18 protein-coding genes are annotated in these 14,847 nt (G+C 45.0%); 7 read left to right on the forward strand and 11 right to left on the reverse strand.

Annotation, left to right across the window (positions count from 1 at the left end):
- Window positions 1-14 precede the first annotated feature (14 nt).
- Together M3661_RS09845 and M3661_RS09850 are read right to left on the reverse strand one after the other, a co-directional pair.
- A complete protein-coding gene (locus tag M3661_RS09845) occupies window positions 15-608 on the reverse strand; it encodes a nitroreductase family protein (RefSeq protein ID WP_021253587.1) in 594 nt (197 codons plus the stop codon).
- A 48-nt stretch (window positions 609-656) separates the two neighbouring features.
- Window positions 657-1,307 (reverse strand): DsbA family oxidoreductase, encoded by a 651-nt coding sequence (locus M3661_RS09850; protein ID WP_072729989.1) that lies wholly within the window; start codon window positions 1,305-1,307, stop codon window positions 657-659.
- 323 nt (window positions 1,308-1,630) lie between these two features.
- Between M3661_RS09850 and M3661_RS09855 the strand changes: the two genes are divergently transcribed.
- From M3661_RS09855 to M3661_RS09875, 5 genes are read left to right on the forward strand one after another with little or no spacing between them, the layout of a single operon-like run.
- Entirely contained in the window at window positions 1,631-1,993 is a 363-nt protein-coding gene (locus tag M3661_RS09855) for a DUF2642 domain-containing protein (protein WP_065291101.1), read from the forward strand.
- 23 nt (window positions 1,994-2,016) lie between these two features.
- Window positions 2,017-2,208, forward strand: a complete 192-nt coding sequence (locus M3661_RS09860; protein ID WP_065291102.1) for a hypothetical protein — start codon at window positions 2,017-2,019, stop codon at window positions 2,206-2,208.
- A 36-nt stretch (window positions 2,209-2,244) separates the two neighbouring features.
- A complete protein-coding gene (locus M3661_RS09865) occupies window positions 2,245-2,970 on the forward strand; it encodes a glycosyltransferase family 2 protein (protein WP_251484194.1) in 726 nt (241 codons plus the stop codon).
- Complete coding sequence (locus M3661_RS09870) at window positions 2,960-4,120, forward strand: glycosyltransferase (protein ID WP_251484208.1); 1,161 nt, start codon at window positions 2,960-2,962, stop codon at window positions 4,118-4,120. Before M3661_RS09865 ends, M3661_RS09870 begins: the two co-directional genes overlap by 11 nt.
- Entirely contained in the window at window positions 4,117-5,178 is a 1,062-nt protein-coding gene (locus M3661_RS09875; protein ID WP_251484211.1) for a polysaccharide pyruvyl transferase family protein, read from the forward strand. The genes M3661_RS09870 and M3661_RS09875 overlap by 4 nt, the downstream gene beginning before the upstream one ends.
- 85 nt (window positions 5,179-5,263) lie before the next feature.
- Here the strand turns inward: M3661_RS09875 and M3661_RS09880 are convergent, their stop codons facing one another.
- From M3661_RS09880 to M3661_RS09915, 8 genes are all read right to left on the reverse strand, one after another.
- Window positions 5,264-6,025: a DUF4367 domain-containing protein gene (locus tag M3661_RS09880; RefSeq protein WP_251484214.1), complete on the reverse strand. Its 762-nt coding sequence runs from the start codon at window positions 6,023-6,025 to the stop codon at window positions 5,264-5,266.
- A 169-nt stretch (window positions 6,026-6,194) separates the two neighbouring features.
- Window positions 6,195-7,178, reverse strand: a complete 984-nt coding sequence (locus tag M3661_RS09885; protein WP_251484218.1) for a DUF4367 domain-containing protein — start codon at window positions 7,176-7,178, stop codon at window positions 6,195-6,197.
- The gene (locus M3661_RS09890; protein ID WP_065291107.1) at window positions 7,139-7,720 is read right to left on the reverse strand and encodes an RNA polymerase sigma factor; all 582 of its coding nucleotides are present in this window, start codon (window positions 7,718-7,720) and stop codon (window positions 7,139-7,141) included. Before M3661_RS09890 ends, M3661_RS09885 begins: the two co-directional genes overlap by 40 nt.
- A 135-nt stretch (window positions 7,721-7,855) precedes the next feature.
- Window positions 7,856-8,401: a TetR/AcrR family transcriptional regulator gene (locus M3661_RS09895; protein WP_021253597.1), complete on the reverse strand. Its 546-nt coding sequence runs from the start codon at window positions 8,399-8,401 to the stop codon at window positions 7,856-7,858.
- 62 nt (window positions 8,402-8,463) lie between these two features.
- Complete coding sequence (locus tag M3661_RS09900) at window positions 8,464-9,663, reverse strand: serine hydrolase domain-containing protein (RefSeq protein ID WP_251484221.1); 1,200 nt, start codon at window positions 9,661-9,663, stop codon at window positions 8,464-8,466.
- Between the two features lie 276 nt (window positions 9,664-9,939).
- Complete coding sequence (locus tag M3661_RS09905; RefSeq protein ID WP_251484233.1) at window positions 9,940-10,758, reverse strand: SPL family radical SAM protein; 819 nt, start codon at window positions 10,756-10,758, stop codon at window positions 9,940-9,942.
- Window positions 10,759-10,808: 50 nt separating this feature from the next.
- Entirely contained in the window at window positions 10,809-11,336 is a 528-nt protein-coding gene (locus M3661_RS09910) for a methylated-DNA--[protein]-cysteine S-methyltransferase (protein ID WP_251484236.1), read from the reverse strand.
- The gene (locus tag M3661_RS09915) at window positions 11,326-11,925 is read right to left on the reverse strand and encodes a bifunctional transcriptional activator/DNA repair enzyme AdaA (protein WP_251484909.1); all 600 of its coding nucleotides are present in this window, start codon (window positions 11,923-11,925) and stop codon (window positions 11,326-11,328) included. Before M3661_RS09915 ends, M3661_RS09910 begins: the two co-directional genes overlap by 11 nt.
- A gap of 212 nt (window positions 11,926-12,137) precedes the next feature.
- Between M3661_RS09915 and M3661_RS09920 the strand changes: the two genes are divergently transcribed.
- Window positions 12,138-13,052, forward strand: a complete 915-nt coding sequence (locus tag M3661_RS09920; protein WP_251484238.1) for a DNA-3-methyladenine glycosylase family protein — start codon at window positions 12,138-12,140, stop codon at window positions 13,050-13,052.
- Between the two features lie 90 nt (window positions 13,053-13,142).
- On the opposite strand, the gene M3661_RS09925 is transcribed toward M3661_RS09920, so the two are convergent.
- A complete protein-coding gene (locus M3661_RS09925; protein WP_251484241.1) occupies window positions 13,143-13,406 on the reverse strand; it encodes a CD3324 family protein in 264 nt (87 codons plus the stop codon).
- Between the two features lie 513 nt (window positions 13,407-13,919).
- Here M3661_RS09925 and M3661_RS09930 point away from each other — a divergent pair.
- Window positions 13,920-14,846: an ABC transporter permease gene (locus M3661_RS09930; protein ID WP_065291114.1), complete on the forward strand. Its 927-nt coding sequence runs from the start codon at window positions 13,920-13,922 to the stop codon at window positions 14,844-14,846.
- Window position 14,847 lies beyond the last annotated feature (1 nt).

The following is a 14,847-nucleotide window of genomic DNA, read 5'->3' on the forward strand; positions in this document are numbered from 1 at the left end:
TAGGATGCATAATCTTATTTATGGAACGTTACAACTTCTTCAAACGGCAGGAAGCTGCGCTCACCTGGTTGTTCATTCGGCTCACCGAATGGCATTTGCGCGATCAACGACCACTCTTGCGGAATATCCCATGTACGTTTCACTTCTTCATCTACGATCGGGTTGTAGTGCTGAAGGGAAGCTCCGATACCCTCTGCTTCCAGCGCTGTCCATACTGCATATTGCAGCATTGCACTGCCTTGATGGGACCAGAACGGGAATTGCTCTTTATAGCTAGGAGCATTTTCTTGCATGCTTTGAATCGTTGCTTGGTTCTCGAAGAACAAGACTGTTCCTACACCATCGCGGAAGCCTGCCAGTCTTTGAACGGTTGCATCAAAGTTCTCTGCCGGAACGCGAGCACGCAGCGTTTCTTTCACGATGTCCCAGAACTTCTCATGTTCACCGTCCAACAATACGACCATACGGCCGCTTTGCATGTTGAATGATGTTGGAGCATGCAAGGATGTTTTCAAAATTTCACGGATGCGCTCTTCTGTAATCGCGGGATTTTTAGTTACTTTGCGAATGGAACGGCGGTTGATGATTGCGTCTTTGAATGTTGTCATTGAGGTTTCCTCCATTTATAAATAATGTGATTGGTATACATGATAAACTTAGCAATTTCCATCGAGATCGCACTGCATACCTTCAACCGAGTCAAATGACTGCTTGGAAGCTGCGCGATCAATGGCTTGAGCCAAACGCTCCTTGCTAGCCAGACCTTGAATCACCTGATCACCGATAATGAATGTCGGTACAGCTGAGATGCGAGCCTCTTCATAAGCATGCTTGATCGCTGCTTGATGAGCTTCACGATATGTGCGGGATTCAAGCGCCCCGCGGAACGCTGCTGCATCCAAGCCAAGCTCCTCTGCAACCTTCGTCAATACTTCAATCTCCCCGATATTCTGCTCTTCTTGGAAAAAGGCTGTAAACACGCGCTGAATATATTCGTTGCCCTTGCCTTGTTCCTTCGCATATTGATACCCTTCAAATGCCAGGTTGGTATATGGATGAGGAGATACATGCGGCAGACGCATATCGATGCCGAGCTTCTCTGCTGTTGGCTTAATAAATGCATCCCACGATGCAAGCTTATCAGGTTCATTCCATGGATCGATCTTCGGATATGGTTCGGGACGAAGCTCGAATGGCATCCATTCCACTTCAACGTCCTTCTCCTTTACGATTTCATCCAACGGGCCTTTGCCCAGAAAACAAAACGGACATACAAAATCAGAATAGGCTTTAATCTTCACAGTCATATTCAAGTCCTCGCCTTCCATATCTCAATATGATGTAACAACTGTAGTTACACCGATAACAAAAAAATAATTCGTTCGATGTAACTATTATAGTTACAACCATAAAGAAAGTCAACTCTTCCTATTTATCTTCCTTCTCTATTTCGAAACTGAAGACAAAACTGTCTCTAAAAATGTTAATAAATTGAAACTTTACATGATAATTGCTTCCATACAAACAAACATTTTCATAGATTTCGTATATCTGCTCAATCAAATCAGCTAGGAAACGTATAAAATGTATCATATTTTATCGAAAAATGAAGAAATCAGGTGAGACGCTTATGTGGTTCAGAGCAAATGAGAAAGAGCTGCAAGCATTGCTCGAAGGAATTAGCAATATTGTCAAACAAGCAGTGCATGATTCACTGCTTAGCAATCCAAATGAGGATAATCCCATCATTAAAAGACTCAAAACTGAAGTCAAACAGGAAATGGAAAAACTGAACACGCCACATCCCCCCTCCTCTCCACTTCAGGAAATGATTGAGAGGTATGTGAATCGGAATGTGTCCATAAATACACCGGCCGGAATCGTAGAAGGGATAATCACAGAAGTCGGAAACGATTATGTTGAAATTATGGAGTCGGAAGATTTGGTCGTTATTGTGCAGCTGGCCAACGCGATATCACTGCAAGCTGGTTAATCTCATGAGAGGAGGTGATGACCATGATGGACAAGCTGAGACCCCTAATCGGTTCTAATCTGCAAGTTGCTACTTCGTTGGAGACTACAACCGGTACGCTCATTTCTGTCGATGAAACCAAGCTAACGCTGCGCACATCAAGCATATCTGGGTATGAGAATGGCCAATACGCTGTTTTCCCATTAAAATCTATCTCTTACATTCGTATTATTTAATTTCATATTGAATTCTGATATTGGAGTGGTATAAATATGACTTATTCTCGAATTAAAGGACTTGTCAGTGTGGTAATTCCAAATTATAACCGTGCAGCTTATTTGCAGGAATGCCTGAACGGCATCCTGCAGCAGACGTATACAAATTGGGAGATCATCCTGATTGATGATGGCTCGACCGATGATTCCATCCAACAGACACAAGCTTGGCTTCTCGATAATCGCATAAACTTACCCAATCATAATTCGATATTTACAATGGCACTTCCCCGGAATATCGGGTATGCAGGAGCAATGACAATTGGATTCTATATGGCCAAGGGAGAGTACATTGCAATCCAAGACTCCGATGATATCTCCCATTTGCAGCGGCTGGAAAAGCAAATCAACTTTCTTGAAGCTCATCAAAATATTGAATTGCTAGGCACAAACTATCACGTGTTCGAACATGACCCGAACGAGGTCGTTACAATCCCGAAGTGGCTTCGCTATGGAGAGCATATCCGTACAACCTATCGCAAGGGAGGGCACTGTGTATGTCATGGCACAATCATGATGCGCGGCGCTCTGTTCGATCGTATAGGCGGTCACACAAGACGTGTAAAAGGCGCGGAAGATTATGATTTTATTGCTCGTTCTCTGGATCCTAACCATTTGAATATTGAAAACATCCCTGACGTTCTCTATTACTACCGCAGTCACCCAAAACAACGCTCTCGAAAATATTTTTCAAAAAAGCAGGATCCAACGAATGAATCCTAATCGTATTCGTGTGATGATGGTGATGGACAGCTTAGCCGTCGGGGGTACAGAGACGCATGTGCTTAGCATTGTTAAAGCCCTTAAAAAGCGTGGAATTCACTCGATATACGCCGGCGCCAGCGGCAATATGTATGAGGCTTATGCACGAGCAGGATGTCAAATTCACGCTGTTGATTTATCGCCAGGAACACTTCTTCATTTGCAGAACCACATGCTGCCAAAAATCATCTCCTCATTAAAGCAAATCATGAAAACCCAGAAAATCAACGTCGTTCACGTTCACCAATCACCATCCGGCCTATACGCCGCAATGGCTGCAAAAGAGCTAGGAATTCCCGTTGTATTTACCGCTCATGGCACTTATTATCCTGAAGATCAATTAACTAGTATGAATCAATATAGTGACGCTGTCATTAGTGTAAGCCATCCAGTAAAGCAATTTTTGGAGGGCATGGATATTCAATCCGAGCTAATCCCAAATGGAGTAAATCCGGACGAGTTCATTGAAGTGGATTCCTCCTCTTTACGAAGCCGTCTCGGTATACCAGATCATGCAGACACCATCGTGTACGCCAGCAGGTTGTCATGGGACAAGGCTTATGTGTGCACAATGCTCATCTGGGCTGCGAGAAGACTGCGCTTGGAAGGACGTTCTCAACTGAATGTCGTCATCGTCGGAGATGGGCATCAATATCACGAAATTCGTGAATTGTCCAAAAGCATCGAATCTGAAATTGGACAACCGTTCATTCACATGGTAGGAAGTCAAAAAAAGGTTCGCGATTATCTAAGTCTCGCCGATATAGTCGTCGGCACAGGGAGAGTAGCATTGGAGGCAATGGCCTGCGGCAAGCCGGTAATTGCTATCGGCAACCACGGGTACTTCGGGCTTGTCACGCCATCCACGTATGAACAGGCATGGAAGCAATATTTCGGTGACCATGCTTCCGTATGTAAGCCGTCCGAAGAATTAATCGCGAATGAACTGCGCGAGGCATTGGCTAATAAAGCATCCTTGCGCAAGACCGGGTTACAGGGCCTTAAGTGGACGTTAGAGCATTTCGATATTCACAAAATCGTGAATCAGTTGGAAGATCTCTATCGACATGTCATCCTGCAAGCCGGCCAAGAGGAGGTGCAACACAAATGAGGAAAATACTATATCTGGGGTGGATTGGCTACAACAATTTCGGGGATGAATGGATGTGGAGCATGTTCCAGAACATGTCACAGGAATATTTGGAACCGGATAAGTACGAAATTATCCCTTCATTGCCAGGTGTTGATGTGAACGATATCTCCCCTTATGACACCGTAGTGCTTGGCGGAGGTTCTCTTCTTATACCAGGGTATGTTGATATTATGTATCACGCTGCCAAGAAGAACAAAACAACAATTATCTGGGGCAGCGGGCATGATCGACTCAGTCGGCTGATGATCAATGATGACCGCTCCTTAAGCCCTGAACCTGCAGCTGATAGTGCCGAATATCGCACAATGCTGCAAGAGGTTATCAGCAATGCGGCATATTGCGGCATTCGAGGTCCATGGACTTACGAATACTTGTCCAACAACGGTGTACAAATGGATCGTGTATCCATTAGCGGGGATCCCGCCATGCTGGCCCCGCTCCCTACTTCAGACCATGCAGGTGTGAGACAAACTAGTGAACGCTGGATCGGTCTGAACTGGGGAACGTCTTATAATCGCATCTATGGACGCAATGAATCCGTTGTAGAAGATGAACTTGCCTATGCGGCACAGCGCTGGATTCGAGAGGGATACAAGATCTACATTTATGTGGTATGGGGACCAGACCGTGAAGCCGCCAAACGTTTGCAGCAAAAAATCGGATTCCCAGACCATGTCGTATTCGATAAAGAGATTCATTCCCTTGACTCCTATTTAAAACTAGTACAAAGATTCGATTTCACTGTCAACCTGAAACTACACGCCAATGTATTGTCCGCTGCTGCAGGAATCCCATTCATCTGCTTGGGCTACCGCTTCAAATCGTATGACTTTGTACATTCGATGAGTCTCCCATCTATTATCATACCAACTCATGCCGATTATATGGAGATAGCATTAATAGAAACAGCAAACTACATTCAAGAAAATCGTGCGTCCCTCGTTAGTCATATGCAGGAGCTTCGAGATCGTGTGAAATTACAGCTTGTTACTCCTTTCGCAGACAAACTGCTATAAAAGCAAGACGCAACATGTGCATGCAAGAAAGCCCTGTGACATCGTCTAGGGCTTTCTTATATGTTCCTGAAATCAGGGGAAACCGTTAGTTTGCAGCATTCCAACTTTCTGCGATCTGAATAAGTTCTTCCTTCGTTAATGGGCTTTGCTTATTCGTAGAAATCCGATATTCAAGCTTCTTCTCTTTTACTTGCCACATCAGTACATTCGAATAAAGTGCATTGCTCCCTGTCGTATAAACCGCATCTAATCCATTTACCTTAACCTTCTCCAGTTTTCCGCCAACAGGAGCCGCGGGTGATTTTTCAATAGTCAGAGGCTGCATTCTAGTCACTGTCAAGAAAATGAAGTCCGACCCCTTCGCATACATGACTCCTGCCTCCCCGGCTTCCTTCCAGTTCAGCTTCTTCTGATACTCCTTTTTCCCTTTTGCTTCCTTTTTCAATTGGTCAAGTAGCACCCGATATGCCTCACTGAACGAATCAGGGTATGGAGGAGTGATTTCGCTCTTAATAAACCCATAACCTTCAGGCAAGGAAGCTGGCTCCGTAAACTTTGGCGCTTTATACTGAACAGCTTGTTTGAGAAACTCCTCATAAGTTTCCCCGGTTATCGTTCTGAAACTAAAATTAATGGAGTTATCCTTGCTTGTATACGTAGCATAAAGCTCACCATCCTTGATTGTAAGCTCTCCATTTTGCTTGGCATCTTCCTTTTTCTGTGACTCCTTTTTCTTCGTGGACGCTCCCTTAGCTGCAGAAGCTTCCTTTGCCGTCACCACTTGACTTATACTCATTGACATCGCAAGAACGGCGCACATGGTAATTAGAAATGATTTTGATTTCATAATTTGTCCATCCCTTTCTTCCCTTTGTTTTCGAAGGATATCGTGGAACCAAATGAACTGACTCACCTGACTCTCACTATGTATAACACTTGGCACCTGTTAAAAGGGACGGGAAAGATCTGTTTTTTAAAATAAATAAAACGGCCACTCGGGCCGCTTTCAAACATGCCTATTTCCCTACCATACTTTTCGCAATCTCAATAAACTCGGATTTGGATAGCTTACTTTCCGCTTCATCAGACAACATATAATAGGTATTTTCATCCTCCCGCATCCATTCCACTTGATGCTTGAAGCTGGCATTTTTCCCTTTTACATTTTCTTTGTACAGAACTTCCATCCCGTTCAACTTTAATTTGGTAACGGCAATTTCTGAAGTGTTTTGCGAGACCACTCGCGACTGAGTATGGTAAAAACCTATCAACTTTAGTTGATTTCCATCGTAATTGAAGTTCGCGCGTGAGCTGCCTACTTCTTTCCAAGCTAGAGGTTTGATAAACAGGTTTTGATTATTTTTTGCTTGTTTTGATTCTTTCTCCAATTGTTCTGCTAATCTTTTTATATCGTCAAATGGATATAAACTCGGAAATACCCATCCTGACTCAAACTTTAGCCCTGTTGGAGCATTTGCTATATCGACGGCAGGCACTCCAGCTTTATCCTTGATCTCCTGCTGCAAACGATCATAATTGGTATGCACGACCGGATTATATTCAAAATTAACTCTATTTATTGTAGTCAAATGAGCAAACTGTTCATCTTCAACGTAATACGCAGCCCATTCCCCCGGCTTTAATTGTGCTTTCACCATCTCCCCATATTCCTCTAGTGTCTTATCTATGCGAAAATCTCGTGGAGTGAGATTCCTTTCTCTTGTCTCAACAACGACATCCCCTTTGGAATTAAGAATTTGGATTATTCTAGATGCCGCATATCCCGAGATAGAGGTTAACGCAACAATGATGGAGGCAAGAACAATGATCGTCTTTCTACGAAATCTTGCTTTTGGACGATTCATGGGTTTCCTATGTATGTGTAAACTATCAATGCGCTGCATAACGGGTTCGCGAATATCGATCTTCATTTCAGTATCAAGTCCTCGCTCATATTGTCTTATTTCTTCATCTTCGATAATAGATCTGATTCGCTCCATCGAACCCGCCCCCCTTCTTCCGTCATGAACTGCTGCAATTTGATTCTAGTACGTCCAAACCGTTTCTTCACTGTCTCCGTGCTTTTGTTCAGAATCTCACCGATCTCTGCAAAGGACTTTTCCTCAAATACGCGAAGAACTAATAAGTTCCGTTCCTCCACGCTAAGTTGCTTCAATGCGGAATGAAGCGGCTCATCAAATAATGACTTCCCGACGGTGTCTTCAGCACTCTCCGTTGTCGACTCTTGTGTAAACCACCATTTGAATTTTTGTTGTATGTTGCGCTTGCGAATTAGATTGAGGCAATAATGGTAAGCAATCTTATATAGCCAAGAAGAGAACAATACATTTGGCTTATACAAGTGAATTTTCTCGTAGGCTCTCACGAATATGTCCTGAACAGCATCTTCTGCTTCATGCTTGTTTCCCAGCAGACGTGAGCAGTATCGAAATAACGGGTTTTGGTAGGTATTAATGATATGGATATATTCTTCGATTTGGCCTGCCTGCACCTGTTCAACAAACCCTTCAACAGACTCCATTCCAACTTTCCCCTCCTTCCCTCACCTATACAACACTTAAACTCACACAAAAGGGACATTGCCTAATAAAAAAGTTGCACCGCCTTCTGATCAGCAGTACAACTTTGATGGTAAGCTTATGAAGCTGTGTTCCTGTTATTTGCGAAGCAGTCCCTCCGTCACACATTCAAGCAGCAGTTCCTTGACCTGATCGAACTTACCTCCAATTTCCTCTCTGTGCAATGACAGCAGCATAACCGAGCGCAGTAAACCGATAATGACTTCTGGGTCTTTATCAATAATGACCTGCTTCTCCTGCCACTGCTTAATCAGCTCGGCACCAGCTCGATTGTCAGCTTGAATATGTTCTTCCAACTTATCTTTAGGCAATTTTCTGATCAGCAATTCGTATTCGTCTCGTTGTTGAACTCGTTTCAGGAACGGATTTGTCTCCAGCATCTCAAATGACAAGTCGAACAGGCCCTTCAGCAGTTCCTTCGGAGATCGTTCACTGTTCAGCATTTCTCGAATCTTCTGATCCTTGAACGATTCTTCTTCTTGCATGATGGTATAATACAGTTCTTCCTTCGACTGGAAAAAGGCATAAAATGATCCCTTCGCGATGCCGCATGCCTTTACAATTTCATCAACACTCGTTTTTTTCAGCCCATATTGAGTAAACAGTTCCTTGCCTGTGGACATCAGGCATGAACGAACCGCTTCTCTCTCGCTCTCACTAAACTTCGGAATAATGACTCTCTCCTTTACTTCAGGCAGCGATATACCGCCTGGCGCACCGCATTTTCACGCGGATTATTGTCCATATACCCGCCTATCTCATTTAACCCGTAGGCATATCCCAGCTCATAGTCTGGGTCCGCATAGCAGAAGGAACCTCCGGCTCCCGGATGTCCGTATGCCCGGTGGCTGCTGCCGAACGCATGCCCTTCAATGGGCTTCCAGAATCCGACGGAATAAGCCAGCTTAGTCCGATTCACATGGTCATAGGCCCCTGATAATGGCAGCTCCGGTGGAGCCTCTAGCGTTCGAAGTACCGATTTGGACAAGTTCAGCTTCTTGCCTCCCGCAGCAAATTCACCATATATGGCAGCCATTGCGCGTACCTCGCCAATTCCATTGCCGGATGGAAATTCGATCGCCAGCATCTCACGACGGTTGAAGTTCTCATTCGCAACTAGCCGCTTCGGATCAACCATGCTCCGCGCTGTTAACGAGCGAGGGTTGAGGAACCCCAGCAGCATGGAGAAGGGAATCTCATGAATATGCTTCAAGATTTGAGCTGGGCTGTTAATGCCTCTCACCTGAGCCAGTCTTGCATCTGGCACCGAAGCAGGCAGACCAATATAGAATTCCGCATCAAGCGGATGCGCAATCTCCTCGTGGAAAAATCGGCCCAAGCTTCTTCCTCTTGGGTCTACGCGACGTATAAGTTCACCGATATACCAGCCAACTGTCCAAGCGTGGTAGCCATGCCTCGCACCTGGTGCCCATTCCGGCCTTGCGTTCGCAAGCTTATTGGCAACTTGAGCCGTATCTAAATCTGCAAACTTCTCCAATTGTAATGTATCTACCGTGCACAGTCCAGCTTGATGCGACAACAGCTGCCTAACTGTGATGCGATCTTTGCCATGAACAGCGAATTCGGGCCAATAGGCAATGACTTGCTCATCATAATCGAGCAGCCCCCGTGATACCGCAAGTGCCCCTGCCAGAGCTGCGAAGCCCTTCGTGCTTGAAAACACCTGTACCATCGTATGTTCTTGCCATAATGTTCCGCTATAAGGGTCTGATACCCCGCCCCATAAATCTACAACCTTCTTCCCCTGTACATATACAGCACATGCTGCACCCGTTTCTTTGCGCCTCGTAAAGTTCCGTACGAACTCTTCTTCCACTTCTTCAAATCCTGCTGCCACCCAACCTTGTACATGAACCTGTGTCATCTGCTTCACGCTCCTATGTATGCTGCCAATAAACTTTCATTTATATGACTATTTTAGTTCATTTAGTCATATAAACAATAACGCATCTTATTCCATTTGTATATAGACAAAAAAATAGACAGCTATCGGAGTCGGCGAACTGCCCAACTTCCTACGCTGTCTATCCTTCTGTGCGTCTGTACAGACTATAAAATCCCTACAGTAATTCATGTATTTGCTATCTGTACTCACTGGCTTTACTGGCTTTACTGGCTTTGCTGTCTATTATATCAATGTCTACGCTGGGGCAAAGCCCTTCTGGCTTATATGAAGTTGATCGGGAGCAAACACGCGGCTGAACCGATCATACACGAGCTGATATGCATCTGGCTCGTACCATTCCTGTAAACCGAGCTCCTCGTACAATCTGAATATTCCCAATTGTCTCGTTCTAGCTCCCCCGCTACCATCACCCATAACGTAATCATCGATACAAATTCGATTCGTCAGCCCTGCCAGCTTCTGTGGAAACGATTCACTGCTTGGAAGAACGGGAGCGATCGTTGCCTGCGTCGGAATACCCGCCAGACGCAATTGTTCCAAAGCCTTCAATCTAGCTGCAATTGGCGGCGCCCCAGGCGTAAAATGCTTGCGAATCTCTTCCCTATCGGTCTCAACCGTCATACTTACACGCACCCTGTCCCTCATCTGCTGCAGCAGATCGATATCCCGCTGAACAAATGGGCTGCGTGTTTGCACCAATAGGAATTCAGGCTGCTCATCAGCCATAACCTCCAGCAGCGAACGAGTTACCTGTTCCTTGTATTCGATCGGCTGATAGGGATCAGTACTTGATGACATGAAGATCGTGACTCTGCCCTTCGTCTTCGCTCGGCGCAGTTCTTTGCGCAGCGCCGCTGCCGCCTGCTGTTTAATATCAATCCAGCTGCCCCATGCCGCCTTGCGGAACTTAGCCACTGGCATTTGTCGCACATAACAATAAGAGCAGGCGAATGAGCACCCGGTATATGGGTTCAGTGTATGGGAATAGTCGGCTAGGAATCCGGTACCTTTATTCAGCAGCGTTTTCGGTGTAGTAAATTGCAAGTCAATCATTCGCCTCACTCCTCCCTTCGCCAGCGATCAATCTTTATCAACCTTCTACGTCATGACTTGATCGCAGGCCGTTGTTCAACGTGCAGAAGACGTCTCTTCATCTCAAGCCCACCTCGATAGCCGGTTATAGAACCATCCTTCCCAATGACACGATGGCAGGGCACCGTAATCAGAATAGGATTCGCCCCGATTGCACTGCCAACGGCTCGCGCGGCCTTCGGTTTCTTAACCTGTTCCGCGATTTCGGAATAAGTTCGAGTTTCACCGTAGGGTATTGCACACAGTGCTTCCCATACTTCACATTGGAACGGAGTTCCCTGTATATCCAGCGGCACAGCGAATTCCGCACGATGCCCTGCCAAATATTCCACTACTTCCGTAACATATGGCTGCATACGTTCAGCAGCACGTACTAGACCAGCAGCGGGATAGTGCCGCTCAGCCCATTGACTAAGCTGTTCAAATGATTCATTCTGACCGCTAATATAACATAAACCGCGTTCTGAAGCAGCAATATACAGCTGCCATTCATCATGTTGCAACAATGCCCAATATATACTGAGGTTCTCAGTTCCCATGATTGTTCTCTCCTCCGCTTATCTCATCCTGATCGATATTCCATTCGCGCATCCGATAGGCTGCCGGTGTATGTCCGGTCATTTTTTTGAACAAGGTGATAAAATACGGGGTATTCGAAAGCCCTACAGTCTGCGCTATGTCCGCAACGGGATACTTGGAATGAATAAGTAGATGCTTGGCATGATGCATGCGCGTACGCTGAACATATTCCATCGGAGATACCCCCATTATCCGCTTAAATGTACGTTGTAAGTGATAAGGACTGCCGTGACAAAATTCGGCGAGTGCTTGAAGCGTCAATGACTCCGTGTAACGGCTGTGAATGCATTGAACGATCTGCTGGACCCATTCCTGATCCGGCATGCGTTCTCCTGATGGCTTGCACCGTTTGCACGGGCGAAATCCAGCCTTCTGTGCATGTTCCGCATTCTGAAATATACATATGTTCGCTCTAATTGGAGGTCTTGACTTGCATGAGGGTCTGCAGAAGATCCCTGTTGTCTTCACTGCATAGATGAATTGGTGATCGTAGGATGAATCATTCCCTAAGATGGCTTGCCACTGTTCCTCTGTCGCAATACCTACCATGATGGTTTGCTTTCCCCCATCTTCAGACAAAACTGTGAACCGAATAGGTTCGTTCCTCTCTGGCATAGAACTTCACCTCCTCTTCCAGTATAACCTGATAGACGGGGCTATGTACGCGAATAGGAATAGAAACGCAATATTTCGAAATCCATGTGATTCGGAAGTATGATACAACTAAAATAGTAGATATTTCTCGTGCAGGGAGGGATAACATGACAATGGAACACAAGAAAAATCAGACGCGGTTGGAGGTTCCTAAAGAATTCAACTTCAACGAGAATCTGAACTACTTATCTCGTACGACCAATGAATGTCTATATGAGATACAACAACACAAGGTATGTAAGGCAATTCCTCTTGAACATAGTTCGCCAATCGTAGAAATTAGCGCCAATGTAGATCAATCTCTGAACATTGTCTATCTCGGAAATACGGTTCCTCGTAGTCCGGAGGAACATCATGCTGTCGAACATTACGTTCGAGATTGGTTCGACCTAGATACAGACTTGACACCCTTTTATGCTCTGGCCCAATACGATCCCTTGCTTCAACATGCTGTCCAGTCATTCTCTGGATTGCGAATCATTGGCATCCCTGACCTATTTGAAGCGATGAGCTGGGGAATTATTGGCCAGCAGATTAATCTTGCGTTTGCGTATACGTTGAAGCGGAGACTAGTCGAACATTTTGGCAAGCGAATTACATATGATGGGAACACCTACTGGATCTATCCTACTGCCCACGATATCGCTTCTCTAGCCGTCCAAGATCTACAGCAATTGCGCATGACCGAACGAAAATGCGAGTACCTAATCCATACTGCACAGCTAATTGCCGATAAGCGATTGTCAAAAGAAATGCTGCTCGCAGCCGGCGACTTCAAGCAAGCCGAACAGATGTTGACGCAAATACGTGGAATCGGTCCATGGACGGCCAATTACGTACTCATGCGCTGCTTGCGAATGCCGTCTGCATTTCCGATTGATGATGTCGGACTTCATAATGCCATTCGCCATCGCCTCGGCTCCGACAGAAAGCCGACAAAGAATGAATTGCGAGAGATGTCCGAGAAGTGGAGCGGCTGGGAAGCTTATGCGACATTTTACCTTTGGAGATATCTCTACTAATCCACAAACGATCCTATAACGGACAATGATTATAGCATTGACACCAAATAGACCCGCCTTGCGTTCGAAGCAGGGTGGGTCTACCATTCCTTATTTCTTGTATACAATTTTCTTGATGCTATCTACAGATAGGCAATATTGTTCAGATAACTGATCAATCGATGCCCCTTCACGGAAATAGTGCCGAATCTTCTCATTTCTAAGTTGGAGCTCTCTTCGAATCCCAGAGTTTTCGCCCCATTTTTTACGAGAACCTTGCGGTGCTGGAATGTATATGAATTCACCACAGACATATTTCTGTATTTCTGATAGTAGATGTTCTGGCAAGCATTCATTCGCCTTCATATATTTCATGATACCTTCGCTCCTTAAAAAATTGGTCTCTTTTAAGGGAGCAAAGCCTACATTATAAACGTATTTTCACCATGAAAGTCAAAATGAAAGTGAACGGTTAAGAGATGTAACTCCACACAAGCAACCGTTCATGTCCATAATATAGACTTTGCATGGAGAAGTTCTAAGTCGAAACGCATGTATAACAAACGATCCCCTCATTTCATTATGTAGTAATATTTGAATATAACCAATTGTACCAGTATATCCCTTTACAATCAACGGAATGGCATCGTTTCCCCCTTTCTTACCTCTAAAGTTTATGAGCTGATGAAATGAAATTTAAATTTTGAAATTTACATAGTATTACATTGACATTTCCAACCTTCTATCCTATTATTCTTACTAATCCTATCAGATTTAATATTTAACAACCGGTTGATTACGATTTCGTTAGGAGATTTTATTTAATTATAATCCCGATTTATTCAATGTGTATTATGAGATTTTAAATGAACAGGAGACAACAGAATAATGGCTGTGCTGAAACGCTTATTCGCCATGCTGGTCACGCTGTGGATCATTGTTACGCTGACTTTCGTGATCATGCACATGATCCCAGGTGATCCATTCGCTTCAGATTCGAAGACGCTCCCAGAGTCCGTATTGGAGAACATGAGGGCAAGGTATAACTTGGATAAGCCTTTGCCTACACAGTACTTATTGTATTTGAAGAGCTTGATCACCTTGGACTTAGGGCCGTCAATCCAATCCAAGACAACGGATGTTAACACCTTGATAGCCCGCGGATTTCTACCATCAGCGATTCTCGGTATTCAATCTATGCTGCTAGCAATCGTGGTCGGAATCGGATTAGGCACGGTTGCCGCCCTTCATCATAACCGCGCGCTGGATTTTGTTGCGATGATGATTGCGATGCTCGGCATCTCGATTCCGAGCTTCATCTTGGCACCATTGCTTATTAAGTACATGTCGGTGAAATGGGGTCTTCTACCCGTCGCTGCATGGGGAACTTGGAAGCATACCGTTCTTCCCTCACTCGCGCTTGCAGTTGCGCCGATCGCGATCATTGCCCGCTTCGTGCGAACGAGCATGTTGGAAGTACTGCAACAGGAATACATACATACAGCAGAAGCCAAGGGTCTGCCTACTTGGAAAATTGTGATTCGTCATGGATTGCGAAATTCCTTAATTCCTGTACTTTCCTTCATGGGCCCCCTGTTCGCATCCGTCCTCACAGGCACGTTTGTGGTGGAGAAGATCTTTGCGATCCCTGGTATCGGAAAATACTTCGTCGATAGTATTTTCAATCGGGACTATCCCGTCATTATGGGCACAACGATTTTTTACAGCGTCGTATTAGTCGTTACGTTATTTTTAATCGACATGTCTTACCGGATCGTTGATCCGCGAATTAAACTTGCTAGCAAAGGAGATTAGC

Source organism: Paenibacillus sp. MER 180, assembly GCF_023713665.1.
In the GTDB taxonomy this organism is placed as follows: Bacteria; Bacillota; Bacilli; order Paenibacillales; family Paenibacillaceae; genus Paenibacillus_B; species Paenibacillus_B suaedae.

What these genes read in the sequence shown, in the direction of transcription:
- M3661_RS09925 (WP_251484241.1), bottom strand. Translation starts at nt 13,406, where the DNA reads ATGAAATATATGAAGGCGAATGAATGCTTGCCAGAACATCTACTATCA.
- M3661_RS09900 (WP_251484221.1), bottom strand. Translation starts at nt 9,663, where the DNA reads ATGACACAGGTTCATGTACAAGGTTGGGTGGCAGCAGGATTTGAAGAA.
- M3661_RS09910 (WP_251484236.1), bottom strand. Translation starts at nt 11,336, where the DNA reads ATGGGAACTGAGAACCTCAGTATATATTGGGCATTGTTGCAACATGAT.
- M3661_RS09880 (WP_251484214.1), bottom strand. Translation starts at nt 6,025, where the DNA reads ATGAAATCAAAATCATTTCTAATTACCATGTGCGCCGTTCTTGCGATG.
- M3661_RS09885 (WP_251484218.1), bottom strand. Translation starts at nt 7,178, where the DNA reads ATGGAGCGAATCAGATCTATTATCGAAGATGAAGAAATAAGACAATAT.
- M3661_RS09865 (WP_251484194.1), top strand. Translation starts at nt 2,245, where the DNA reads ATGACTTATTCTCGAATTAAAGGACTTGTCAGTGTGGTAATTCCAAAT.
- M3661_RS09845 (WP_021253587.1), bottom strand. Translation starts at nt 608, where the DNA reads ATGACAACATTCAAAGACGCAATCATCAACCGCCGTTCCATTCGCAAA.
- M3661_RS09890 (WP_065291107.1), bottom strand. Translation starts at nt 7,720, where the DNA reads ATGGAGTCTGTTGAAGGGTTTGTTGAACAGGTGCAGGCAGGCCAAATC.
- M3661_RS09850 (WP_072729989.1), bottom strand. Translation starts at nt 1,307, where the DNA reads ATGACTGTGAAGATTAAAGCCTATTCTGATTTTGTATGTCCGTTTTGT.
- M3661_RS09870 (WP_251484208.1), top strand. Translation starts at nt 2,960, where the DNA reads ATGAATCCTAATCGTATTCGTGTGATGATGGTGATGGACAGCTTAGCC.
- M3661_RS09875 (WP_251484211.1), top strand. Translation starts at nt 4,117, where the DNA reads ATGAGGAAAATACTATATCTGGGGTGGATTGGCTACAACAATTTCGGG.
- M3661_RS09920 (WP_251484238.1), top strand. Translation starts at nt 12,138, where the DNA reads ATGACAATGGAACACAAGAAAAATCAGACGCGGTTGGAGGTTCCTAAA.
- M3661_RS09860 (WP_065291102.1), top strand. Translation starts at nt 2,017, where the DNA reads ATGATGGACAAGCTGAGACCCCTAATCGGTTCTAATCTGCAAGTTGCT.
- M3661_RS09905 (WP_251484233.1), bottom strand. Translation starts at nt 10,758, where the DNA reads ATGATTGACTTGCAATTTACTACACCGAAAACGCTGCTGAATAAAGGT.
- M3661_RS09915 (WP_251484909.1), bottom strand. Translation starts at nt 11,925, where the DNA reads ATGGTAGGTATTGCGACAGAGGAACAGTGGCAAGCCATCTTAGGGAAT.
- M3661_RS09895 (WP_021253597.1), bottom strand. Translation starts at nt 8,401, where the DNA reads ATGTCCACAGGCAAGGAACTGTTTACTCAATATGGGCTGAAAAAAACG.
- M3661_RS09855 (WP_065291101.1), top strand. Translation starts at nt 1,631, where the DNA reads ATGTGGTTCAGAGCAAATGAGAAAGAGCTGCAAGCATTGCTCGAAGGA.
- M3661_RS09930 (WP_065291114.1), top strand. Translation starts at nt 13,920, where the DNA reads ATGGCTGTGCTGAAACGCTTATTCGCCATGCTGGTCACGCTGTGGATC.